General features: G+C 49.5%; 19 protein-coding genes. 9 read left to right on the plus strand and 10 right to left on the minus strand.

The window, feature by feature from the left end; translation table 11 throughout:
* Window positions 1-105 precede the first annotated feature (105 nt).
* Entirely contained in the window at window positions 106-1,128 is a 1,023-nt protein-coding gene (locus ACTJJJ_RS28310; protein WP_426293903.1) for an LLM class flavin-dependent oxidoreductase, read from the minus strand.
* Between the two features lie 197 nt (window positions 1,129-1,325).
* Between ACTJJJ_RS28310 and ACTJJJ_RS28315 the strand changes: the two genes are divergently transcribed.
* Window positions 1,326-2,324 (plus strand): WD40/YVTN/BNR-like repeat-containing protein, encoded by a 999-nt coding sequence (locus ACTJJJ_RS28315; RefSeq protein WP_426293902.1) that lies wholly within the window; start codon window positions 1,326-1,328, stop codon window positions 2,322-2,324.
* Between the two features lie 116 nt (window positions 2,325-2,440).
* Here the strand turns inward: ACTJJJ_RS28315 and ACTJJJ_RS28320 are convergent, their stop codons facing one another.
* The gene (locus ACTJJJ_RS28320; RefSeq protein WP_188928042.1) at window positions 2,441-2,977 is read right to left on the minus strand and encodes a hypothetical protein; all 537 of its coding nucleotides are present in this window, start codon (window positions 2,975-2,977) and stop codon (window positions 2,441-2,443) included.
* 278 nt (window positions 2,978-3,255) lie between these two features.
* On the opposite strand from ACTJJJ_RS28320, the gene ACTJJJ_RS28325 reads away from it, so the two are divergent.
* Window positions 3,256-4,053: an SDR family NAD(P)-dependent oxidoreductase gene (locus ACTJJJ_RS28325; protein WP_426293901.1), complete on the plus strand. Its 798-nt coding sequence runs from the start codon at window positions 3,256-3,258 to the stop codon at window positions 4,051-4,053.
* 114 nt (window positions 4,054-4,167) lie between these two features.
* Here ACTJJJ_RS28325 and ACTJJJ_RS28330 read toward each other — a convergent pair whose 3' ends face one another.
* The 3 genes from ACTJJJ_RS28330 to ACTJJJ_RS28340 form a co-directional block, all read right to left on the minus strand.
* On the minus strand, window positions 4,168-4,818 hold the full coding sequence (locus ACTJJJ_RS28330) for a DUF5683 domain-containing protein (protein ID WP_426293900.1): 651 nt from the start codon (window positions 4,816-4,818) through the stop codon (window positions 4,168-4,170).
* A 101-nt stretch (window positions 4,819-4,919) separates the two neighbouring features.
* The gene (locus ACTJJJ_RS28335; RefSeq protein ID WP_426293899.1) at window positions 4,920-6,299 is read right to left on the minus strand and encodes a T9SS type A sorting domain-containing protein; all 1,380 of its coding nucleotides are present in this window, start codon (window positions 6,297-6,299) and stop codon (window positions 4,920-4,922) included.
* A 174-nt stretch (window positions 6,300-6,473) separates the two neighbouring features.
* On the minus strand, window positions 6,474-7,040 hold the full coding sequence (locus ACTJJJ_RS28340; protein WP_426293898.1) for a dihydrofolate reductase family protein: 567 nt from the start codon (window positions 7,038-7,040) through the stop codon (window positions 6,474-6,476).
* Window positions 7,041-7,366: 326 nt separating this feature from the next.
* Here ACTJJJ_RS28340 and ACTJJJ_RS28345 point away from each other — a divergent pair, with 326 nt between their 5' ends.
* The 7 genes from ACTJJJ_RS28345 (at window position 7,367) to ACTJJJ_RS28375 (ending at window position 16,139) form a co-directional block, all read left to right on the plus strand.
* On the plus strand, window positions 7,367-7,930 hold the full coding sequence (locus ACTJJJ_RS28345; RefSeq protein WP_426293897.1) for an RNA polymerase sigma factor: 564 nt from the start codon (window positions 7,367-7,369) through the stop codon (window positions 7,928-7,930).
* Between the two features lie 108 nt (window positions 7,931-8,038).
* Window positions 8,039-9,007 carry a FecR family protein gene (locus ACTJJJ_RS28350; protein WP_426293896.1) on the plus strand — a complete coding sequence of 323 codons (969 nt, stop codon included), beginning with the start codon at window positions 8,039-8,041 and terminating at the stop codon, window positions 9,005-9,007.
* Window positions 9,008-9,215: 208 nt separating this feature from the next.
* Window positions 9,216-12,731 carry a SusC/RagA family TonB-linked outer membrane protein gene (locus ACTJJJ_RS28355; protein ID WP_426293895.1) on the plus strand — a complete coding sequence of 1,172 codons (3,516 nt, stop codon included), beginning with the start codon at window positions 9,216-9,218 and terminating at the stop codon, window positions 12,729-12,731.
* A gap of 21 nt (window positions 12,732-12,752) precedes the next feature.
* Window positions 12,753-14,528, plus strand: a complete 1,776-nt coding sequence (locus tag ACTJJJ_RS28360; RefSeq protein ID WP_426293894.1) for a RagB/SusD family nutrient uptake outer membrane protein — start codon at window positions 12,753-12,755, stop codon at window positions 14,526-14,528.
* A gap of 109 nt (window positions 14,529-14,637) precedes the next feature.
* Complete coding sequence (locus ACTJJJ_RS28365) at window positions 14,638-14,991, plus strand: hypothetical protein (RefSeq protein WP_426293893.1); 354 nt, start codon at window positions 14,638-14,640, stop codon at window positions 14,989-14,991.
* Window positions 14,992-15,390: 399 nt separating this feature from the next.
* The gene (locus ACTJJJ_RS28370) at window positions 15,391-15,543 is read left to right on the plus strand and encodes a hypothetical protein (RefSeq protein ID WP_426293892.1); all 153 of its coding nucleotides are present in this window, start codon (window positions 15,391-15,393) and stop codon (window positions 15,541-15,543) included.
* A gap of 170 nt (window positions 15,544-15,713) precedes the next feature.
* Window positions 15,714-16,139, plus strand: a complete 426-nt coding sequence (locus tag ACTJJJ_RS28375; protein WP_426293891.1) for a hypothetical protein — start codon at window positions 15,714-15,716, stop codon at window positions 16,137-16,139.
* Window positions 16,140-16,313: 174 nt separating this feature from the next.
* Here the strand turns inward: ACTJJJ_RS28375 and ACTJJJ_RS28380 are convergent, their stop codons facing one another.
* The 5 genes from ACTJJJ_RS28380 to ACTJJJ_RS28400 all read right to left on the minus strand — a co-directional run bounded on the left by ACTJJJ_RS28380 (window position 16,314) and on the right by ACTJJJ_RS28400 (window position 24,711).
* Window positions 16,314-18,641, minus strand: a complete 2,328-nt coding sequence (locus ACTJJJ_RS28380) for a glycoside hydrolase family 44 protein (RefSeq protein WP_440703712.1) — start codon at window positions 18,639-18,641, stop codon at window positions 16,314-16,316.
* Between the two features lie 134 nt (window positions 18,642-18,775).
* Entirely contained in the window at window positions 18,776-19,666 is an 891-nt protein-coding gene (locus ACTJJJ_RS28385) for a hydroxypyruvate isomerase family protein (protein ID WP_188928015.1), read from the minus strand.
* Between the two features lie 58 nt (window positions 19,667-19,724).
* A complete protein-coding gene (locus ACTJJJ_RS28390; RefSeq protein ID WP_426293889.1) occupies window positions 19,725-21,854 on the minus strand; it encodes a glycoside hydrolase family 44 protein in 2,130 nt (709 codons plus the stop codon).
* 76 nt (window positions 21,855-21,930) lie between these two features.
* A complete protein-coding gene (locus ACTJJJ_RS28395) occupies window positions 21,931-23,121 on the minus strand; it encodes a hypothetical protein (RefSeq protein WP_440703713.1) in 1,191 nt (396 codons plus the stop codon).
* Between the two features lie 12 nt (window positions 23,122-23,133).
* Window positions 23,134-24,711: a RagB/SusD family nutrient uptake outer membrane protein gene (locus ACTJJJ_RS28400; protein ID WP_440703714.1), complete on the minus strand. Its 1,578-nt coding sequence runs from the start codon at window positions 24,709-24,711 to the stop codon at window positions 23,134-23,136.
* Window positions 24,712-24,736: the final 25 nt, after the last annotated feature.

The following is a 24,736-nucleotide window of genomic DNA, read 5'->3' on the forward strand; positions in this document are numbered from 1 at the left end:
AAAAATCCCCATATTAGAACTTGATATTTTGCAAAAATTTACCAAAACTGTTACTAAAACCCGTCCTGGTCCACGAAGTTTCGTAAGAATGCAACCCCGCAAGGGTTAGCTGCTGAAAAAACTTTCATCCTGAATACTTTTCAACACCTCGTAGCTGTGGATACGGGCCTGAGGATCGTAGATGTGGCTGGTGACCATCAACTCATCCAGCTGCGTGCGTTGTTGAAAATCGGCCAGCCCGCTGCCTACTGTCTTCCTGTCGCCGATAAATGTAAACTTCATCATTTGTCTTACTGCCTCCTCCTCATATTCTCCCCAAAGTCCTTCCATACTCTCCACAGGCGGTTGCAATGCCCGCCGCCTGCCGGTAATGATTCCGGTAGCCAATTGAAAAAAAGAGGTCGCAAGCCACTCGGCTTCCTCGTTCGTATCGGCGGCAATCACATTCACACAGGCCATTACATACGGGTGGGCAAGGTGTTGCGACGGCTTGAAATTCTGCCGGTAAAGTGCTATCGCATTCAGGAAATGTGTAGGTGCAAAGTGACTCGCAAACGCATAAGGTAATCCCATATGGGCAGCAAGTCGGGCACTGTCAGTGCTCGAACCCAGTATCCAGATCGGTATGTCCAGCCCTTCGCCGGGGATAGCCCGCACCTTGGAGCTGCTGTTGTCCGCCGAAAAATAGGTTTGCAATGCAGCCACATCATCTGGAAAATCCTGGGCGGATTCCATATGGTTACGCCTAAGCGCTCGGGCAGTAACCTGATCGGTCCCAGGGGCACGCCCGAGCCCCAGGTCGATACGTCCCGGGTAAAGTGAGGCAAGCGTGCCGAATTGTTCGGCAACTACCAGCGGCGCGTGATTGGGCAGCATAATCCCGCCGCTGCCCACACGGATGGTATGGGTGCCGCCGGCAATGTAGCCAATCAGTACGGATGTAGCTGAGCTGGCGACGCTTTCCATATTGTGGTGTTCGGCAAGCCAGTACCTTCGATAACCAAGTTCTTCGGCGCGCTGCGCGAGCCGGAGACTATTCCTGAATGTGACGGCTGCATTATTTCCCTCAGTGATCGGTGCAAGGTCAAGGATGGAAAGTGGTATATGCTGAACAAGTTTGTTTGCCATATCGATTAAGTAACTAAACGGATCTTCTCAGTAGAAACATTTAATGAGCTTGTGAGTTCCTTTTTGCCGGCCGCCGCAAGCTTTGGGTTGTTTTGTAAACATTTTACATTTCATTAACAACATTTTACTTTTGAAAGCTTCCCGATATTTCCTGCCAGCTACCTTTACATTCTTGGTTCACTAAATCAATTATGGTCATGACTATCTCCAAATTCGTTTTTTTGCTCCTTTTTCAATTCTCACTCGTCTTTGATCAGTCGTTAGAGTCTCCAAAGGCATCCCCTCGCATAAAAAGTCAACAAAAAAACAAGAGCTTTAAGAGGCCAACAGCCGCAAACATCATTTTAAAATCTACGGATGGTGGACAGACATGGCAGGACATTAGCGAGGGGCTGCCTGAAAATTTGCAGGCAGACAGTTTCATTGAAAAAGATAGTGAGCTCTATATACGTGCAGGAAATTGGATTTATCACAATAAACCCAATTCACAAGCACCTTTTTGGAGAAAAGAGATTTACCCCGACCAACCCAGTAGTATTGCTCCTGGCAGTACAGCGATATTTGCATATAATTACGGCGGCCAATTCTTGCAAAGAATAAACGGAACGAGTCTATGGTTGCCTATGTTGACGAATTTACCAACAAGACAGGCGCGCACCGTTTTCGAGAACGGAAGCACAGTTTTCATCGGTTGTGACAGCGGGCTTTTTAAATCCACCGACGGTGGGAAAATTTGGAGGCAGGTATATACCGGCGGCCGGGTAATGAAATTGGTGGCGGCAGACGGCGTACTGATGGCAACCAGCCAAAGCGGTATATTACGGTCGGCCGATGATGGGGAAAACTGGGATAATGTGATCAATGAAGGCGGTATTGGCATCGCCATAGAACGGATCAAAGGCGGATTCGCTGCGATCACTTACAATACAACGTCTGAAACCAGAAGAGTGCGGGTCTCCTACGATGGCGGTAAAATCTGGCAGCCCATCGATGGCGGCCTGCCGGCAAGCCTATCTATTGCTTCGATAATACAATTTGGTGAATACTTCTTGTGTGGTCATCCGACCGGTATTTTCAGATCATCAGATAAGGGGAAAACATGGACACTCTTGCTTCCCTCTATTGAAAGTAAAGTCTTCGATTTATCTGTTTCAGGGAACGTGATTTACGCAATGCCCAAAAATGGGGGCTGTTGAAAATTCTGGAATCTGGCAGCTATCGCGATACGACTCCTGAAACGGACCATCCCGGGCGCATATTTAATTTGTCCCTAACCGTCGAGCGCTACTGCGCCAAGCCTGTCAGGCAATCCTTATCGGTCCCGTTTCCGCTTATGTTTTTTTACAAAAACCCAAATAACAGGGCCGGATTTCCATTGAGTCAGATCGACAAAAGCGGCTTGCGGGACAACCGGCCCCCTTCCCCATGCACTTAAATAGCCATAGGACGTCTCTGGCGCGGGTTCTTCTTCTTTATTGCGGTTCAAGTCAGTTTTGAACTGAGCAGAAGTGCTTCCGCTATGAAAAGCTGTTGAATGCGTCCCGTTGGGATTTACGATGATCGATGTATTGCCATTGTGAAAGGCAGTAGCATGCGTGCCGTCAGAGTTTACGATAATTGAGGTGCTACCATTGTGAAATGCAGTTGCGTGCGTTCCATTAGGGTTTATGATCGTCGATGTGCTGCCGTTGTTGAAAGCCGTCGAATGTGTTCCATTCGGGTTAACGATCACGGATGTACTGCCGTTATTGATTACAACAGAATGCGTCCCATCCGAATTAACCACAACGCTCTGGGCCCTTGAAGCCATCGCAAGGGCAAGTAATGCCAATGTTAGTCTAAGTTTCATGTGTAGCTGCTGACGATATATAATGGAGTCAATTTAAGCAGATGAATTGATTTGAAAAATAACTGCTGGTAATTTTTCCATTACCAATATCGCTCGTTTTTGAGCCCCCTTCACCACTCTTGCGAATACATCGCCTCAGGCCTGCACGTTGAACTTTTGAACAAAGCGATTTGGGCCTTCTGACAAAACGGAGATGCTGCCTACCGGCGAAATTTGTGTCCGAAATTATTGAGTGCTCATCCTGTTGGACACTATTGAATTACTAAAACAAAATTGAAATGGATTTACAACTGAAAGGAAAACGCGCCCTGGTGACGGGCGCAAGTTCAGGATTGGGCGAGGCGATCGCCCGCATGCTCGCCGCGGAAGGCGCGGAAGTGATTGTACACGGCCGCAATGCAGATCGCGCCGAACAGGTAGCCGGTGCCATCCGGGATGCAGGCGGCCTGGCCGTGGTGGCGCTGGGCGATCTGGCCACCGACGCGGGGGCAGATGCGGTTGCCGATGCGGCCCTGCAAGGTGGGGCCATCGATATACTCATCAACAATGCCGGCGTGGTGAGCCACAAAAACTGGTCGGACGCAATGGCTGTGGATTGGCTGGAAGTCTACAACGCCAACGTCGTATCGTACGTGCGCATGATCAGACGCATCATCCCGCAAATGAAGGAGCTGGGCTGGGGGCGCGTGATCAATATCGGCGGCGGCCTGGCCATCCAGCCGATCAAAGAACAACCCCACTACAATGCGACGTTGGCCGCACGCCACAACCTGTCCGTTTCCCTTGCCAGGCAATTGCAAGGCACCGGCATTACCAGCAACGTGGTATCACCCGGGGCGATCATGAACCCGATGGTCGAGGATTGGCTCATCAACGCCGCACCGAAGTTCGGCTGGGGTACCGAACTGGAAGAAATCAAACGAAAGGCCGTCATGGACCTGATACCCAACGACACCGGAAGATTTGGCCGGCCCGAAGAAGTTGCCGGAGCGGTTCTTTACCTGACCAGCCCGTTGGCTGACTACATTAGCGGCGGAATTATTCGTGTAGATGGCGGTACCATGAAGAGCCTTTGACAGATGTCGGAGAGGTCATATGACTGTGCACCGGGTAGATGCTTCACCCCGTTCGTATATATACAGCCGTTATGGGAAGCACTTTACCCTGTCCACCATTACTTGGCCAGCAATCTATTTGAAGTTGAAAACAAGCTGAACACCTGGTGTGAAGGTAGTGGATGTGAACTTCAACGGGCTTGGTGAAATACCGACGGAGATATCATCGGAGATGTCAAATGTTTTAAGATGAGCGGCCACATTGGCTTCAATAATGCTGAGACCGTATATGATTCCGATTGCCAAAACGGAAATATTTCTATACCTACGCCACACATTTTTTCTCCTGGCGATTTGGTCTACCGTCAGCGAGGCTAGGGTTGCCTTTGTATTAAATGTATTGCGTACAATGACGGGCTTGGGTGTATCATGATCAATACCTTGTCCAAAATTTCCAGTGCCCATATCATAAAATGATAAATATGCTTTTAAAAAATCGTGGTACTTTATGGAATTTAGATGATAAGCAAAAATACCTCCCCCCAGCGACGCGTAAACGATTGGAGCTTTCCATAGCTCCCTATTGTAGATCTGCCCCAGGCCTGGTATGATTGCCAGGATGGTGGCCTTTTTTGGATTTACCACCCTATCGCTTTTTGTTAATTTACTGGCCGTATCCCTGGTGACGAGCGCTTGATTGCCAAAAATAGGAGCAGATACTGCCGGGGTAGACGCCAACGCGATATACATCGCCAAGGAGGCTAGTTGTCTGTGAATGGTTTTCATAGCTTGCTTTATAGTTTCAGGCAGCAAGCAACTAACCGAGTATTACATCGACAACATAAAAAATGTTAATTGAAAGCCTGGCTTAATCCCAGTATGCTGTGCTATCTCTGTATTGCCACTTTCGACTGATAAATCTGACCATAAATATCCTTCATGCGGACAATATACGTACCCACTGGCAGCGCCCTGACATCCAGGAAGTTGATTTTTGATGGGTCCGGTTTTTGGGCAATAACAGTCAAACCTTTCAAATTGATCAACTGAATATCCACCAAATCTGACTGAGAAATAACGGATAGTTCGCCAGAAGCCGGATTCGGGTAGACGCTCATAGCTTTGGTGCCATCTACCGCCTCACGGACGATTTTGCTGTAAGCGTAAGTCCCGTCGAGATCCACCATTTTAAGGCGATAGTAGGCCGGCTTACCTGGTATGATCGCGCTGTTATCCAGGAAACTGTAATCATGGGTGGCACCCTTTCCCGCGATATAGCCGATTTGTATAAAGCCGTTCTTAGGATTTTTGCTTTTCTCAATTTCAAATCGGTCAAAACCGGTTTCCTCTGATGTTTTCCAGCTAAGAAGAATTTTGTTTTCCTTTTTCTTTGACACAAAACTCAGGAGTCTGACCGGTAATGTCGTCGTTTTGACATTGAAGATACACGAGGCGGCCGGACCACAACCGTTATTTACAGTATATGTGACCGGATGCACCCCTTCGCCTGCAACCGATGGGTCAAAAATCGCAGTTGCACTGTTCACCCCAGTTCCTGTATATATTCCTCCTGCATCGGTAATAGGCTGTCCTGAAGACGAAGGTAAGCCCCTCACAGTAAGATTTTTTGCCCCGGTTAGCGTAAATGCATTGTCAAGGACAGAGATTGTGGTATCCTTTGGACAGGAAACAGCAGGAGCGCCGTCGATGGCAATTGAACTTGCAAACGGACCGGAAGTGCACCCGTGACTTGTGGTGGCCGTGGCATAAAACCTATGAAATCCCGGACCGGCTATCGCAGGGGTAAACTGGTATCCCGCTACGGAATTTCCGGTAATCCCCGCTCCGGTCCATGATACGGAAACAGCTTCTGAAGGAGTCGTGCTAAATGATGTTATTGTTCCGAAATATTCCGGAAGATTAGCGCTTTCGTCAACACATACGGGTATTATCCCCAAAATCTCCATTTTCTCCGCTGCCGGGTTAACGGTGATCGTAAATGTGCAAGTAGTGGTATTTCCACCGTCCTGATAAGTGTAGGTGATGGTTTTTGCCCCGGTCCCAGCAACAGCAGGCGAGAACATTCCATCCGAAACGCCAGGGCCGCTATAGGTGCCACCTGTCGGGCTGGCGCCCGAAAGCGTGAAAGGGGCTTCATTTGCACAAGCTGACCTGTCCTCGGGGCATGTGGTTTGCGCTTGAGCCGCACAAACGGTGGCCAGGAACAATAGCGGGCTCACAATCAAAGATTTGAAGAGGTGTTTCATACCGTTCCGAAGATATAAATGAGGTCTACGTGTAAACGCGTTTAGCACCTAAATGTAACCTATATATGATTTTCAGCAAATTATGAAGTCACCAATTTTTAAAAATTTTATCAAAACACGCCAGCAATACCGGTCTGAATATGGTTGCGCACCATTCATGATCTAGGGCAGTACTTACTTGTTGGCATAATGCAAGGTAACTACGCCCGAGTTGAGCGTTTCGGATGCCAGCAATTTCAGGTTACTGGTGGTTATGTTGGTATCAAACAGACTAATACCACCGCCCAATATGATAGGATGCAGCGTCAATTTATACTCATCTATCAACCCCAGCTTCATAAAACTTTTGGCCAGGCCCGGACTGCCGAATATCACCAGATCTTTTCCCGGTTGCTGTTTGAGTTTGTTCACCTCCTCGGTAATATTCTCTTTGATCAATGTAGTGTTATTCCAACTCACGCCTTCCAACGTAGTTGAAAATACCACTTTGGGGATATCATGCACCCATTGCGCATGTTCCAGCTCATGTTTACCGGCACAAGAGTCGCCCAGCACGGTAGGCCAGTAGCTTTCCATCAACTGGTAGGTGGTCCTGCCATACAACGGAGCGCCTACTGTTTTTACCAGTTCCCCAGCATATTTTTGCAATTCCTGGTCATACGACAAAAAACCCAGTCCGCCATTGACATCTCCTGCAAAGCCATCCAAGGAGATGTGCGCAAATAAAACTACCTTTCTCATTTTGATTGCATTGATTTGTCTTATAAATACAAGCTCCCTTTTTATTTACTTGTATCTGTTGAAAGCAACCGCTTACGCCATTCAGGCAAAATAGTTTCTGAACTTCGATTCGCAAACACATTCCAGAGACAACTGCTTCTGATAAGGAGTGTTAAAACCAGCTATTCAACAGAATAAAATATTGAAATTTTACAATTTCAAAACTACGCCAAGGACTATTTGCAAATTTCCATACTTTTTATTCTGTTTATTTGAAACATCGAACAATATTATGGATGCATTAATATATATTTGATTACTGACAATTGGTTTGACGCTAACCTACGATGAAAAATCTGCTTCCCTCTTTATCTGATGATCAGCTCGCGGCGTTACTCAAAGAGGGTGAGGAACGGGTGTTCGATGAAATTTACGTCCGGTACTGGGACAAGCTTTATTACACCGCCCACCGGATGGTCAAATCGGCAGCTGTGGCAGAAGAGATTACCCAGGATACATTCATGCTTTTCTGGATGAAGCGCCAAACGCTTGAAATACATTCACTGGGACCTTATCTGGCCGCAATGCTGCGCTACGAGGTGTACCGGTATCTTGCCAAATCCAAACAGGCGCAACAGATGGAGCAGTCGATCCGGCACGAAGCTACCCCATCGGTGTCAATCGACCAGGAAATCGAGAACCGTCTGCTGCTTGAAATCATTACCAACCTCACCAACCGCCTGCCCGAGAAATGCAGGCTGGTTTTTCAGTACAACAAATTGCAGGACCGCTCTCTGCCCGATATCTGCGAAGAGCTGAATATCTCCCCAAAAACCGCCGAAGCACATCTGACGAAGGCATTAAAGATCGTCAGAGCGAGTTTGAGCAATGTGGTAGCGCTGTTGCTGTAAGGGCCGGACGATAGGCTGCCGACCGCCGATAAAAATATTTACCCTAACACTAAGGGGTTTTCACCACTACATCCCTCTATGTTCTGCAAAGGGCAAAACCGCTTTGCAATGACACAGGAATACATCAGACTGCTCGCCAGGAAATTCTTCGACGGGACTGCCTCGGAAGAGGAGAAACAACTATTGCACGAGTGGTACGATCAGCTCATCGAAGATGAAGGCCCTCAGAATATCGCCACCCTCAAACCCGAGGGGCCGGATGAAATACGCGAGCGGATGCAGGCCAACATAAGGAACCGTCAGCAGCAACGTCCGGCAAAACCCTTCGGTTGGGTACGGCGGCTCACGGCATGGTCTTCGGCCGCAGCCGCGGTGGTAATTGTGGGGTTTTTGCTCTGGGCCAACGAGCGCAAACCCGCCCCTGCGCTTAGCCGACTGGTGCAGGCACCATTTGGAAAAACATTGAAAGTAAGCCTGCCCGACGGCTCGCATATCTGGCTCAATGCAGGATCCTCCCTAAGCTACCCCGTCGCATTCAAAGGTAAGACACGGGAAGTTGTCCTACGCGAAGGTCAGGCATTCTTTGACATTTCGCGCGATACCACCAAGCCATTTATAGTTCATGCCAAAACGCTGGATATTACAGTACTGGGCACCTCATTTGACGTGAAAGCCTACCAAAACGACCCGGACATTAAAGTGACAGTCAAAACCGGCAAGGTGGGCGTAAAGGTGCGCGACAAACCCGGGCAACCCGCTTTGATGCTCCTTCCGGCCGAGCAGGCCGTGGTCGCCGAAAAAGCGCAGAACATCCAGGTAAACGAGATCAGCAAACCCGCCATTGCCCCCTGGAAGGACAACCGGATGGTGTTCGAGGATGAGCTGTTGGTAGAGGTGCTGCACGCATTGGAAAGAAAATACGATCAGCACATTATCATTGAAAAACTGGAGCTTTCAACCGAAAAGATATCGCTTACCCTCAACGATCAGCCGATGAATGACGTGCTGAAAGTGCTGGGCTTTTCCAAGAATTTCAATTATTCACAACTAAACGATAGCACGATAGTCATCAGATAGGAGCACAAAATGCGGGCTGGCTTTCCAGGAAGGCTGGTCCGGTTGAATACCGGGAACACTGCGAATGTCCCCGGTATCGGATGTCCCCTGCCAGCCAATGCTTGGAACCATGAACGGCGAGTGGACGCAGTTTAACAGCTTAACCATTAAACATCAGACAAATATGGTGAATTATTACCATAAGGGAATCCCCTTGTTCAAAAAATGTATGCGCATTTCTACGCTAATACTGGGTATTAATGTCCTGACAACCGCTCTGCTGACGGCCGGACCTACGGAGGCCCAGCATGTGAGCATGGATGTGAGGCAGAGCCGGGTAAAGACGGTCCTCAGGCAGATCGAACAGCAAACCGGTCTCACGTTTGCGTTCGATGAGAAACTGGTGCGCAAAGCGCCCGAGGTCACTGTTTACGCCCTGGGCCAGCCTGTGCCGGCCATATTGAAGATGATCGAGAAGCAAACCGGCCTGGAATTCAGGCAGGTGGGAAATATGATTGGCATTACCGAACGCCCAAAACTGGAAATTACACGCGAAATTGCTCCGTTAACGCAAACGCTGACGCGACCGGTCAAAGGTAAGGTTACCGACGAGAAGGGCGAGGCGCTGCCATCTGTGGCAATTCGCGTGAAAGGCACCAATGATGGGACCATGACCGACGTGGAGGGTAACTACACGATCGATGTGCCCGGGGACGAATCTATTCTGATATTCAGCTTTATCGGTTTTACCGCGCAGGAGGTAATGGTCGGCTCGCGCAGCACCGTGGAGGTCTCCCTCAAACCGGATGTTTCCACTTTGACAGAGCTGGTAGTGACCGGCTACGGAGCGCAGCGCAAAAAGGACCTTATCGGCGCGGTCTCTGTTGTGGATGTGGAGCAATTAAAGCAAACTCCCGACGGACAGGTTACCAACCAGCTGCAAGGGCGTGCCTCGGGCGTTACGATCCTTAGCTCCGGGCAGCCTGGTGAAACCCCGCAGGTCCGCATCCGAGGCCTGAACACATTTGGGAACAACTCACCATTGTATGTCGTCGACGGGGTACCTACAACCTCGATCACAGACCTGAACACCAACGACATAGCTTCGATGCAGGTGTTGAAAGATGCAGGTTCGGCCTCGATCTACGGTTCACGGGCGGCAAATGGGGTTATCATAATCACTACCAAAAAGGGCAAGGATAAGGTCAAGGTCAATTACAGCGCGTGGTTTGGCGTGCAAACGCCTCCCGGGGGCAATGTATGGAACACGCTCACTCCGCTTGAACAGGCTCAGCTCAAATTTCAAGTACAGAAGAACTCCGGCCTGACCGTGGGCGATGACCAATACGGTCATGGCACTTCGCCGGTTTTGCCGGATTACATCTTACCGGCCGGCGCCAAAGAAGGCGACCCGGGCACCAATCCGGCGCTGTATTATGTGAACCCGAATTATACTTCGGTGGATGATTTCAATACATTCAATCAGATCGTAAAAGCCAACAAACAGGGTACTGACTGGTTTCACGAGATTTTCAAACCAGCACCCTCTACAAGCCATAATATTTCGCTCAGTGGGGGCAGCGATCAAGGTAATTATCTGTTCTCGTTGAATTATTTCAACCAACAGGGTGCACTAACGAACACCTACCTAAAACGCTATACGCTCCGCTCCAACAGCCAGTACAACGTTGGCAAGCATGTGCGGATCGGAGAAAACCTGGCCTATTCGATTTCAGACAACCCCAAGACCAGCCTTTCCGATGGCGGCTCAGCCATTGCATTCTCCTTCCGTATGCAGCCGATCGTGCCGGTACACGACATCATGGGCAACTACGCGGGCAGTCGTGCTTCGGGTATGGGCGACGCCTTCAACCCTGTGGCTATGCGCGACCGCACACGTTACGACAAAGGCCTGGACAACCGGCTTTTTGGTAATGTTTTTGCAGAGGTCGACCTTTTCAAATACTTTACATTCCGCACCAGCTTTGGCGGCGAGAACTATTCCGGCAGATGGAGCTCGTTTGCCTTCCCAAGCTACGAAAACAAGGAAAACAGCAACACCAACACATATTCGGAAGGCTCCTACTCGGGCTTCAACTGGACATGGACCAACTTGCTGACTTTCCACAAAACCATGGGCAAACACGATCTGACCGTAGCGGCCGGCACCGAGGCTTACAGTGGCAAGTATTACGAGCTAGGCGGCAGCACGCAGGGTTATTTCTCCTTTGACCCCAATTATATGAACCTGGGCACCGGCTCGGGCACGCGCACCAATTCCAGTAGCCGCTCAGCCGACGCATTGTACTCGCTGCTGGGCCGTTTGGATTACATCTATAATGACAGATACCTGTTTGGTGCGATCATCCGCAGGGACGGCTCATCCAAGTTCATCAACGAGCGTTACGGTTTCTTCCCGGCCGTGAGCGCGGGCTGGCGTATCTCGCGCGAGGAATTCATGCGTGGCATCAGCTGGATCGACGATCTGAAACTACGTGCCAACTACGGCATCATGGGTAACCAGATCAACGTAACTTCCGGTAATGCATTTACCACTTACAGCTCTAATCGCCGCAGCTCTTACTATGACCTGGGCGGCACCAGCGGTTCGGGCGCTTTGGAAGGTTTCGAAAAAAGCCAGATCGGGAACCCTAATGCTGTTTGGGAAAAGAATGTAAGCACCAACATCGGTATCGACGCGACTTTCTTCAAGGGCAGGCTGGACGTAATCGCCGATTATTATGTAAAAGAGATCAAAGATCTGCTTTTCAACCCTGCGCTGATCGGTACAGCGGGTGGCGGCTCGGTACCTTATGTGAATATCGGACAAATGAAAAACAAGGGGATCGACCTTCAAATCGATTCGAAATTCGACCTTGCCCGTGACCTGAAATTGAACGCGACACTGACGCTGACGACCTATAACAACAAGATTAAGAAGGTCACCAACAGCACCAACTACTTTGATCTGGAAGGCCGTGGCTTCGACGGCGCATCTATCGTTCGAAACCAGGTGGGCAATTCGATCGGCCAGTTCTTCGGCTACAAGGTGATTGGCTTCTGGAATTCGCAGGAAGAGATTGCAACGGCCAATGCCGACGCCGTACGGCTAACCGGTGATCCCAATGCGGTGTTCCAGGACGGCGCTTCGGTAGGACGTTTCCGCTACGAGAACATCAACGGCGACGGCCAGATCACGGCCGCCGACCGCCAGGTGCTCGGCAACCCGAACCCCGATTTTAGCTACGGTTTGAATCTGGCATTGAACTACAAAAGCTTCGATTTCAGCCTGTTCCTCTACGGTGTTCAGGGTAACCAGCTCTGGAACCAGACCCTGTGGTGGAGCGATTTCAACTCCTCGCGCTCCGGTGCTAAAAGTAAAACCGCATTGTACGACTCGTGGACACCCGAAAACCACCATGCCAAAGCCCCGATCCAGGAAAACAGCAGCTCTTTCAGCACCATTAATGTACCCAACTCCTATTTTGTGGAAGACGGCTCCTACCTGCGCGCAAAGAACCTGCAAATCGGCTATACTTTCCCTGCTTCGCTGATGAAGAAAGTGAAGATCCAGCAATTCCGCCTGTACCTGCAAGCGACCAACCTGTTCACCCTTACCGGATATTCGGGACTCGATCCGGAGGTAAGCCGGAACGCCAGCGGCAACCCGACCGTGTTCGGTATCGACGAGGGTTCCTACCCGTCATCCAGACAATACACCGTGGGCCTGAACCTTACTTTTTAACCCATCTCAAAACGACGCGATATGAAGAAGTTCATCAAATATATGGCCGTTCTTTGCTGGATCGGCGGTTTTACAATTTTGCAGGCTTGTCAGGACGACTTCCTGGATAAACCTGTACAAGGCGCCTTAGGCGATAATGTCCTTGCCAATGCCAAAGGTATCGACGGCCTGCTCACCGGCGCCTATGCCGCGCTCGACGGCCAGGGCGACTTCACCGGCGGCAGCGGCTGGGAGTCCCCACCCGACAACTGGGTTTACGGCGCGATTCCCGGAGGGGATGCGCACAAAGGCAGCGACGGCGGTGACCAGACGCCCATCAGCGCCATTGCGACATTCGCTACTGGCGCCGACAATGGCTTTTTTAATAGTAAATGGAAAGCATTGTACGAAGGTGTTTCCCGCTCGAACACCGTCCTTAAAGTACTCGCGCTGGCGACCGACGTTTCGGCTGAAAACAAAGCCAATATCGAAGCTCAGGCGCGGTTTCTGAGGGGTCACTACTATTTTGAGTTGAAAAAAATGTGGAATATGGTGCCTTGGATCGACGAAACGACTACGGATTTTAACCAGCCCAATGACAAGGACATCTGGCCGATGATCGAAGCAGACTTCAAAGCAGCTTACGAACAGCTCCCTGCCACGCAAACCCTTGTCGGCAGGGCCAACAAATGGGCAGCAGGCGCTTACCTGGGAAAAACTTTTCTGTATCAGAAAAAATACGCCGACGCTCAAAAAGTGTTCGGTGAGGTGATCACCAGTGGGGTTACCACAAATGGCTTGAAGTATGAGCTGGTATCTTTTAAGGATAACTTTGACGCGGCCACTAAAAACAATGCAGAATCGGTTTTTGCAATTCAGATGGTTGCAAATGACGGAACTTTGGATATTACCAATGCCAATCAGGGCGGAATGCTCAATTTCCCCTATGGCACTGGCGCGCCATTCAGTTGCTGCGGATTTTTCCAACCGACTCAAATGCTGGTGAATATGTACCGCACCGATGCAAATGGATTGCCCTACGTGGATTTCAACAGTCACGCCGTTAAAAACGATATGGGTCTTACCTCGGCCACCGCATTCACCCCCGATGCGGGCAGCCTTGACCCACGCCTGGACTGGACCGTCGGCCGCCGGGGTATTCCTTACCACGACTGGGGCATCTATCCGGGCATGAACTGGGTGCGAGACCAGCCTTACGGCGGGCCATATGCCCCTAAGAAGAACATTCACCGCCAGAAAACACAAGACCTTTACGCCGACCTGAGCTCCTGGGCACCCGGCAATGCGATCAACGTGCTGGTGATCCGCTTCGCCGACGTACTGCTGATGGCGGCCGAAGCCGAAGCAAATGGCGGGAGTCTGGCAAAGGCCGAAGAGTATGTGAACAAGGTGAGAAACCGCGCCGCGGATAAGGCCGGCTGGTTGTACAAGTATATTAACGATTCCAACCCACTGGGCGGCTTCTCAGCCACTCCGGCAGCAAACTACGTGATCAAACCCTACCCAACCGGCACGCTTGCCGCCAAAGGCAAAGACGGCGTACTAGATGCGATCTATTACGAGCGCGGCATTGAACTGGCAATGGAAGGTCACCGCTTCTTCGATTTGGTCAGGTGGGGAAAAGCCGGTACGGCAATTAATGCCTATTTCGGCTACGAGTCCAAGATTACCACCGATCTTGCCGGCGGTAAATACCTCGAAGGCAAAAACAACTACTTCCCAATCCCTCAATACCAGATCGACATGAGTGTGGTGAACGGTACGCCATTACTGAAACAAAATCCGGGTTACAACTAAGGCGAGCAACCCTGGGCGGCCAATTCAATTTTGTCTGTGGCCGCCCAGGGTCGCCCTGCCAAAATTAATCCGCGCATATTATCTTGGCCATCCCGATTTTGATTTTTGTATGAGACGACCACTCCTGTTCTGCTTTGTAATGTCCCTGTTGGTCTGCTGCAATACCAAAAAACAAAATCAAAAAGTAGAATTTAAAGGTCTGCCTGCTTCCAATCTTTCGGGGAAAGAATTAGCGATCGCCCATTGCAGCCGCTGCCACGGATTGGTTACCCCTGAACTATTACCAAAATGCAGCTGGCAGGACGTGCTTCCGGCTATGGGCCACCGAATGGGTATTTACAGTGGAGGTATCAGACCCGACAGTTTGTTTGACCCCAAAACCGGTGGCGAAGTGGTTCGCGCTGCCGGTATTTACCCGGAAACCCCGGTTTTGGCTAGGTGCTACACCAATCGGGTTTTATGAAAAATCAGATACGCTATTTTTGACGACAATAGGAAACGGTGTTTTTCCCACTGATAATGCCCATGGTGCCGTGCATCGGTTGGTCAGAAGAGGCTTAACACAGGGCTACCAGCCCGGCGCGACGGCCATTGCCAATTTGCGACGTCCCGTGTTTGTCGCTTATGGGGATTTGAATAAAGACGGGCATGAAGACGTTGTTGCCTGCAAATTTGGCAATGAAACCGGGCAATTGGCCTGTTATGAAAACAGTGGAAGGGGTAGTTACCAAAAAAGGATTTTAAATGAAAGGCCCGGCGCCATTTCAGCGGTTATGAAAGTTTTATTTACCTGGAAAATAAAGGAAAGTTAAAATTTGAGAATTATTCATTCCCCCAATCTTTCAAAGGAAGATGGATAGTCATGGACGCGGGTGATATCGATGCGGACGGGGACATCGATCTGGTGCTCGGCTCATTCGTATATCTGATACCGCAGGGCGATACAACTGGTCTGGGGAAAAAATGGCTTTCCGACGGGCCATCAGTTATTCTCTTGGAAAACACCGTGCGTTAAAAACCTGTCGCGCATTGAAACTGGTCCGGTTCGTTGGTACAACAGCGAGTTAATTCAATGGTGGCAGGCCGGTGATGCCGTACACTCAAAACATATGCAATGCCATGTACTTTGTATTGAATAGTACATGGCATTGCATATATTTACATAAATCAAAACCGCCATGAAATATGAAAAATCTATTACTATTGCCCGTCCTGATGCTTGCTGTACATTTCCATAGTTTCGCCCAATGCAGCGAAGAGGTGATCCTCTCGGCTTCCAAAACAGAATATCTGAACGGCTCGGATGTTTTGCAAAGAACTGTCGACGAATCGAGCACGATCGAAATAAGCAAAACCAAAGTCGTTATTAAACCCGGAAATGCCGATCAGGTGATGATAGGAACCATCACTTCCGATACCTGCAACTGGAAGACACCTTACACCGAGGGATTAATGGTGATCCATGCCTCATTTGACGACCCATCGGCTGAACCGCGGCATGCGACGCTTAAAGTGGAAGGAATAGCTGGTAAGATCACATTCCTGATGGAAATCCAGGAGATGCCTGATAGGAAGATTAGGGTCAGCATCGACAAATTCGCAAAGAAGTAATCGCCTGCCAGGGTCAATGCCTTAAAAGAAATTGGCCGAAGTGAATCCTTCGGCCAAAATTAACTACTACATCTAAATGAACCTCGAATAAGAATCGAGGCCCCGGGTTGACTGTTGTGCGATCATAACGTGGCCATAAAGGCTCATGAACGTACCGGCCTATGTTGGCAATTTTTACTTCTTAAATACTTTAATCGATTTTGACCAGGTTAAGCCTTTTAGGTGAACTATGTATAAGCCTGGCTTCAAAGCAGTGCCAAGCGTCACCGTCTTGGCGTTACCTGAATGCTTGGTCGTTTCGACTGCATTTCCAGCCGAGTCGAAAAATACAATTTCTAGCGGCTCACCCGAATCCGGCACATCAAGCTTGAAATTAGAGACAAAAGGATTTGGATAAGCATTCATCTTTAGGCTACCGGGTTCTCGCGTCGCGACGTTTTCCTCGACCAGGTAACGACGCGCTCCGTTCTGGGAATTTGCCGTCGTGGTTATCGACCACTGCTGGTTTGAGCTGCTGCTTGTCTGCCATTGGCCCAGGTCCACGCCATTCTGTGATTGGCCCAAACCGTCGATGTACAGCCCGGTCGCCCGGTTTTTCAATTTGACATAGCTGCCTGCGGCTTCCTGCGTCCATTGCTGATTGAAACTGCTGCTGCCGGCTTTTTGGACAACTGCCGTGCCATTAACCGAGCTTCCATTCCCGTCCAGATACAAGCCTGAAGCCCGGTTTTTAAGTTTAACATAGCTTCCGGCCGCTTCAATAGTCCATTGCTGTGCTGTACTGCCGCTGGAATTCCACTGGCCAGCCAGCGAACCATCCGAGAACCGATACATCCCGTCCATGAGCAGGCCGGTAGCCCGGTTGACCAGCGTGACATACGAACTGGCCGGAGCTTTCAGGAGAATGGCCGTCGTGGAAAGTGCCGGAACCGTGACCGTTAGCGAGTTTGAATTCACGGCAACAGTGCCTTGTTGCAATGCATTTTGCGTGTGCGACACGAACGTCTCTGTTGCCGGTAGGGAGGCCAAACGCAACGTTTGGTAATTTCCGTTGGCTACATTGAAGTTGCTCAGATTGATCGTAACCGTACGGGAAGCGCTCATGTCACGGTTTACTAGCATCACCGTCAGAGAGTCTGCATTTTCATTCACCGACGAGTAAGCAGAAACCGTATTCTCAAGGGAAGAAGTGCTGGATACACTGTATTTTTTCGCGTTCCGGCTGAACAGGTGTAGTGTTTCCCACATGCCAACAGACCAGTTCCATGGTGAAAACAGTTCAACACCGTTGTTTGCAAACGTGCCCAGGTGCGAAGCATAAATGACCGATTCCAGGCTTGGGTTGCTGCTGGACATGGTCCCCCATTCGCTAACACCGGGTGTAATGCCATGGTTTGCGCCGAAATGCTCCGTTAGCCAGCCATCTATACGCTTGAAAATGTATTGTTTGGTAAGGGAGGCATCCCACCCGCCGGTACTGGTCTTGATCCCGTTTGAACCCGGATAGTCATAGGTTTCATCGTAGTAGATCCGGTGCCCCTGCAAGGCCTCTGTATCATTGTTATAAAATGGATAGTTGTGAATATCGAGCACATCCACCAGTTTAATCCCAGTTGCCTTATATTCATCACCGAGGCGTTTGATGAAGTACTCGATCCAGGGATAATACCTACCGTTGATGTATATACTTTCATTAGACCACTTGTACCATTGCCATTCAGAAGTTGTAACGGGCCCGCAAAGTTTGATGCCCGGATTAATCGCCTTTGCCTTCTTGGCTAATTCTATATAGCGGTCCATGAAAGCAGAGGCAGATATCTGTGTAGGCATTGCCCAGTCATGCGTGCCATTCCAGATATCCACCTCGTTATCCATGCTCCAATACTGGAATCGGTTTTGGTTAAACCCTTTACCATTGGCTCCAAACCAGCGATTCAGAATTGCCACTGAGGAATCGGCGGGCCATGGCTTGGAGAATAAATCTTTGTTCCCCTCAACCAGGGCCGCACCTGCGGCGTTAGGATTGGGTGTTCCTCCACCAGCTAGGTTTTGTCCGTAACCATTCCAACCCGGGTGGGCTTGCATGTAATCCCAGTCAGGGAAGTTGTTCTGCCCGCTGGATGCGACTCTGCCCAGTAGCTGAAAAGCAAACATGCCCTGAATGTTGGAAAAGTTGTTATTGATTTTTTGTGCAGAAGCGTCCCAATCCGCACCGTATACATTGTTAAACCAGTCGGGATGAACCGCAAGCTTGGCGCGCCAGTTATATGCGGATGCGTTATTTCCCCCGTTCATACGCGCAAAGCGCAGCCCGGCATCTTTGTAAAACTGGTCTGATTTGTCAAAGCCTTCGTTGCGTCCGTAAATGTAAGGTGAAATCAGTCGCTTGTTCTGAGTCGCGTTCACTGAAATAGTGACGTTCTGTGCGAAGGCCGTGAGCGTTGAGCATAGCAATGCCCATCCCAGGGCCATTTTGGCCAGGTAAAGTACTCTTTTTCCCATCTCGATTTTTTTAGTTGGTTTGCTTTCTCTTTCCTTTTTGAATTATGGGGAGGGTATGCATTCACCAGGATTCCGCTGGCCGGAGTGAAGGCCAGCGGATGGAATTGAAGTTTGTTGACAGCCTGCGAACTGTATCAGGCAATGTCGCAAATGGTAACACCTTGTTTCAGAGAGGCGAGATCGTCGTTACGGCTTGGGATGAACTCCTGGCCAACAAAGCCTGTATAACCCGTATCGGCAATAGCCTTCATAATAGCGGGATAATTCAGCTCTTGCGTATCATCGATTTCATGGCGGCCGGGAACGCCTCCTGTGTGGTAATGCGCGATGTACTTATGGTATTTCCGGATGGTGGCAATGACGTCGCCATCCATGATTTGCATATGGTAGATATCATAAAGCAGTTTGAATTTTTCTGAGCCAACCATCTCACACAGCCCCGCGCCCCATTGTGTACGGTCACACATATAATCCTTATGATCTACTTTGCTATTGAGCAGTTCCATCACCAGCGTAACGTTATGTTTTTCAGCAAGCGGCATCAATTTGCGCAGTGCGACCGCACAATTCATCATACCATCTGCATCGCTCATACCACGGCGGTTGCCGGAAAAACAAATGATCTGATTGTACCCCGCTGCCTGTACCTTCGGAATGATATCGGTAAAACCCTTGATGAGCTCCTCATGATTCTGGGGGTCATTAAACCCTCTGTCCAGGCTTCTGGTGAGCCCCTCTCCCCATGGAAGCGCGCACGTCAGACCATATTGTTTCAGCACCGGCCATTCCTGCTGTCCGCAAAGTTCTATGGAAGTAAGTCCTATTTTCTTTGCTTCCAATGCAAGCGTTTCCAAGGGAATTTTGCCATAGCACCAGCGGCAAACCGAGTGATTGATTTTTCCGTTGAGTTTCGGGCCCAACGCTTTTTGGGAAGCAGCTATGAGGTTGGTCATCGATAGCGGCAAGCTCAAAGCTCCGGCGACGACATTTTTCAAAGCCGTACGTCTGTTGGTGGTACTTTTCATTTAACTGGTTACAGTTTATGGTTAATCTGGTAATTTTTAATTGTGTACTTCCTCTTACTTATTCTATCACTACTTTAAATGTGTAGGACCCCAGTGAGATCAGGTATAGCCCTTTGGGAAGATGAGCGGTTTCATAGCTACTCGCCGAAAAATCCACTTTGTCATCCACCACCACGCCTGCCATATTGCGGACGATCAATCGCCTTTTGGCAGCAGGCACATCAAAATGCAACACCCCGCTGACCGGGTTCGGGTACACCTCACCCTTGATTCCGGATTCATTTTTCACATTAATACTTTTCGAAAATGTATAGCTTTGATCAATATCCAGCTGTTTCAACCGGTAGTAACCATTCGCAAGCGGTTGTTTATCAACAAACTGATAGTCAACCCTGGCCGACGCGCTAATTTTACCTGGTACGAAACCGATTTTTTCAAACCTTACACCATTCAAACTTCTTTCAATTTCAAATCCCTGGTTGTTTACTTCCTCGGCCGTGCTCCATAGCAATACATTCCCCTCAGATGAAGCCTTTCCCGAAAAATTGATCAATGTAACCGGTAAGGTGGTTTGGTTAGCCAGCAAAATGGCCGTCGTAGACAGTGCGGGAACGGTTATAGTCAAAGAATTTGAATTTACCGCTGCTGTGCCTTCCTGCAAGGCATTCTGTGTGTGCGACACAAATGTCTCCGTTGCCGGCAGCGATGCCAATTGCAATGTTTTGTAGTTTCCATTGGCAATAGTAAAATTGCTTAGATTGACTGTAACGGTGCGGGGAGCATTCATATCACGGTTAACCAGCATCACTGTCAGTGAGTCGGCGTTTTCTGTGACCGAGGAATACGCAGAAACCGTATTATCAAGGGAAGAAGTACTGGCTACACTATACTTTTTGGCGTTTCGGCTGAACAGGTGCAGCGTTTCCCACATGCCAACAGACCAGTTCCATGGTGCAAACACTTCGACGCCATGATTTGCAAAAGTACCCAGATGGGAAGCGTAAATAACGGACTCCAGGCTTGGATTGCTACCGGACATGGTGCCCCATTCGCTTACGCCGGGCGTTATGCCGTGATTAGGGCCAAAATGCTCTGTCAGCCAGTCGTCGATACGCTTGAAAATGTATTGTTTGGTAATGGAGGTATCCCACCCGCCATTCATTGTCCTTATGCCGTTTGAACCCGGGTAGTCATAAGTCTGATCGTAGTAGATCCGGTGGCCCTGCAAGGCGGCGGCATCATCACCATTGTACCATGGGTAGTTATGAATATCCAGCACATCTACCAGTTTGACTCCGGTCGCTTTGTACTCGTCTCCGAGGCGTTTGATAAAATACTCCATCCAGGGATAGTACCTGCCGTCGATCCATATACTTTCATTGGACCACCTGTACCATTGCCATTCCGAGGTGGTGACAGGGCCACAGATCTTGACATTGGGATCGATCGCTTTCGCCTTCTTCGCCAGTTCAATGTAGCGATCCATAAAGGCAGAGGCCGATATCAAGGTCGGCATCGCCCAATCGTGCGTACCATTCCAGATGTCTACCTCGTTGTCCATGCTCCAATAGCGGAATTGGGTTTTGTTAAGTCCTAAACCACCCGTACCAAACCAGTGATCAAGGATCGCCACCGAAGAGTCGGCTGGCCAGGGCTTACTGAACAGATCAATGTTTCCATCAACGAGCGCCTGACTTCCGCCACTTGTGTTGACTTGCCCCCCACCGGCTAGGTTCTGCCCAACCCCCGACCAGTATTGGGACTGGTTGAAAGCCCAATCGTTGAAGTTGTTACTTCCACTGGATGCAACTCTACCCAGCAGCTGAAAGGCAAACATACCCTGCATGTCGGGAAAGGTGGTATTGATTTTTTGTGCTAATCCGTCCCAGTCGGCCGGATATACGTTGTTGTACCAGTCAGGGTGGACCGCAAGCTTTGCACGCCAGTTATAAGCCGATGCATTATTACCTCCGTTCATCCGCGCGAAGCGCAGCCCTGCATCTTTGTAGAATTGCACGGAGTGGTCAAGAAAATCATTTTTCCCATAGATGTTGGGAGATATCAGGCGCTTGTCCTGTGTGGCATTCACCGAAATAGTTACATTTTGTGCAAATCCCTTAATCGAAATACTGCACAAGAATGCACTGACCAGGCACATTTTTACCTGGTGAAGTACTGGTTTTATCATTTTTAAAATCTTCTGATTGGTTTGTTTTCTCTGTTCAAAGAGCGCCTTAGCCGCTGCTGACCCATGCGGTCATTTATTACTTACGGACATAGTTATGAATAGCCAATTCTGCCTTATTCGGATCCTTGAAAGCGAGCTGCATCCTGTCCTCTTTCAGGCTGATAACATATGCTTTGGACCAAACCTGATCCCTGCCCATATTAAGCGGGACGGCGTCAATGAACGAGATCGTTTTTGTCTTGATATCAAAAAAGTAGCTGCCCAGGAAAGTCCCGCTCCTGGTTATCCCTTTTTGGACAACCTTTACAACAGGCTCGGCCGAACCGGCTTTGATGGCGAATGTCATCGTGCCGTAGTCCTGAACCGCACCCATCCAGCTTTCATAATTCGCATCATACAGCCAGCAATCCCCTCCTGTTTTGGTACACTGATTATCCCAGCCATAATCGACACCGGAGAAGTACAATGGGCCTTTGAATTTGGCTGAACCACCCTTCGCGTCCAGATCGAGCACCCAGGTTTTTTCTTTACCTATTCCGCCGGCAAGCAATGTAAACAAGGGGTCTTTGTAGTATTCCAGGATAGCGGGGTCAAAAATTCGGATGGAATAATTGATTGTGTCGACTGCTGTGGCATAAGTGATTTTGTTCGCCAGCAAAGGATCGGCTCCGGTGAAATTAGCCGGAACCTTTACGATCACACTCGAATCGGTGTAGACAGCTCCCGCCAAATTAGCGTCCAGACCCTGGAATGCTATTTTAGTCGCGTTTTTGAGATTATATCCAACGATGTTGATCGTCTGGCCCGGAACGATGGTATTGGTAACAGTATCCCTGGGGGCGGCAGCGTAATTTCTAACCCGCGAAATCATAGGCGCACCGGTGATATTGATTGTGAATGAAGCCGAGCCACTGCCATTCACCACAGTAACGATATTGATCTTATCTCTGGCCACAGAGTCAAAGGGGATCGCGGGCACCTGTACCACAATGCTTTGAGCAGTAAGTAAGGTATGGTTAATGGTTGCGGGGATACTACCGAAATAGACCTGTGAAACATCTTCCAGGTTTTGCCCGAGCACCACTACCCATTGCCCGGCTTCCAATGTTTGCACGATGGTGTCGCCGGGCGATGCGGCATAATTCCGTATTTCGCTGATAACGGGCGGGGATACTTCGTCCTTTTCACAACCAGACATTAAGAATGCAACCGCGGCAAGGCAGCAAAACAGAAGAAAACATGTTCTGTCGTATATGTTCTTTTTCATTTCTCTAAGTTTTTAAAACGAGTAAGGCACCGGAGCTTCCAGCAGTTTGGGATTAGCCGTCGCTTCCGGCGAAGGGATCGGGAATTTGAATGTGGTCGTGTTGGCCGGAGTAATGCTTCCCAGCGCGTCGCCTTTTGTCACAACCCCCTTGTCATCATAGGTAAACAGGATCCGCTCCTGCTCGTTGAGCTTTTTAATGGCCTTTGGTTCGTTGTAATAAGAAAGCCTGACCAAATCTTCCCAAAAATGCCCTTCGGCCGCCAATTCGACTCTTCTTTCTTTGAACAAGGTTTCAGCGTCAAGGGATGCTACCGGGGCAAGACCTGCCCTTGTGCGCACTTTGTTGAAATACATCAGCGCGTCGGCATTGGTCGTCGAGGTATTGTTGCCCATCACGGCTTCCGCGTAAATTAAGTACACCTCCGCAAGCCTTAGCAATGCATTGTGCTCGGTCGACGATGTCAATGACATCGTCGGAGCGCTGTTATCTACCCTTGTGCCGATGATGTGCTTTTTCAAACCGGTGTTGCCGGAAAATTTATATCCTCCTCCTGCCGCATTCAGCTCGGGATAATAGTCGCCTTTGAGCATGATCGTGGCCTTGCGTCTGAGCGAGTCTCCTCCCAGGTATTGCTTATACAAATCGTAGGTGGGCGATATTGAAAACCAACCGGCCTGCCCGGCGGCTGAAATCTCGGCTCCTCCCGGCGAATAGATTTGGAGCATGTTTCCTTCCAGCCACCCGGCACCCGCAGCCCATTGCAAGGCAAATAAGGATTCCTGGTTATCGTTAAACTGCGTCTTGAAAAGATCCGCATAATTGGCCAGCAGCGTTAGCCCGCTTTGCTTACAGACGTTGCCTGCATGTAACCTGGCACTATCAAGCAGCGCCTGGTTTCGCGGGCCATTGCCTTTTGCATCCAGACCCGCCCAGGTCAGGTACACTTTGCTCAACATGCCTTGTGCAGACCAGGTTGTTACCCTTCCGGCATCTTTGGCCGGGAGGTGTTTCGCAGCGAAAAGCAGGTCATTGGCGGCAAACCGGTAAACATCCTCGACAGTATTGCGGTACACCAATGGAGCATTGATCAGCTTGGTATTGTCTTCTATAATCGGGACATCCCTCCATTGCAGGGCCAGATTATAGTAGGCGTATGCGCGCAAAAATTTTGCCTCGGCAAGAGCTCCGTTCCGGTCTTTTTCAGGAATGGAAGCAGGCGCTTTTTCCTGGATGGCTTTGATGGTAACATTGCAATGTGCGATGATCTTGTACATCGCTTTCCAGCTCGCAATCATAATTTCGTTACTTCCGCTGACGGAAAAAGTATGCAGCTGAACCGCATCCCCCCAGTAATTAACGGCCATGTTGCCGCTCAAAACTTCGCCGATGGGCAAGTAGCAGGTATAATTCCATTCCGCCCACGGCTTACCGCCATACAGGGCAGCCGTCGCCAGTCTGAGGTCATTGGTTGTCTGATAAAAGTTATCGGCACTGATCTGCGACAAAGGCGGACGATCCAAAAAGCTCTCACTGCATCCGGCCATGCACACGCCAGCGAAAAGCAACGCCGTCGCCAGTTTATTTTTCATTTTCATTTCTCAATATTTTAGATTA

This window comes from Dyadobacter sp. 22481 (assembly GCF_052044875.1).
Lineage (GTDB): Bacteria > Bacteroidota > Bacteroidia > Cytophagales > Spirosomataceae > Dyadobacter > Dyadobacter endophyticus.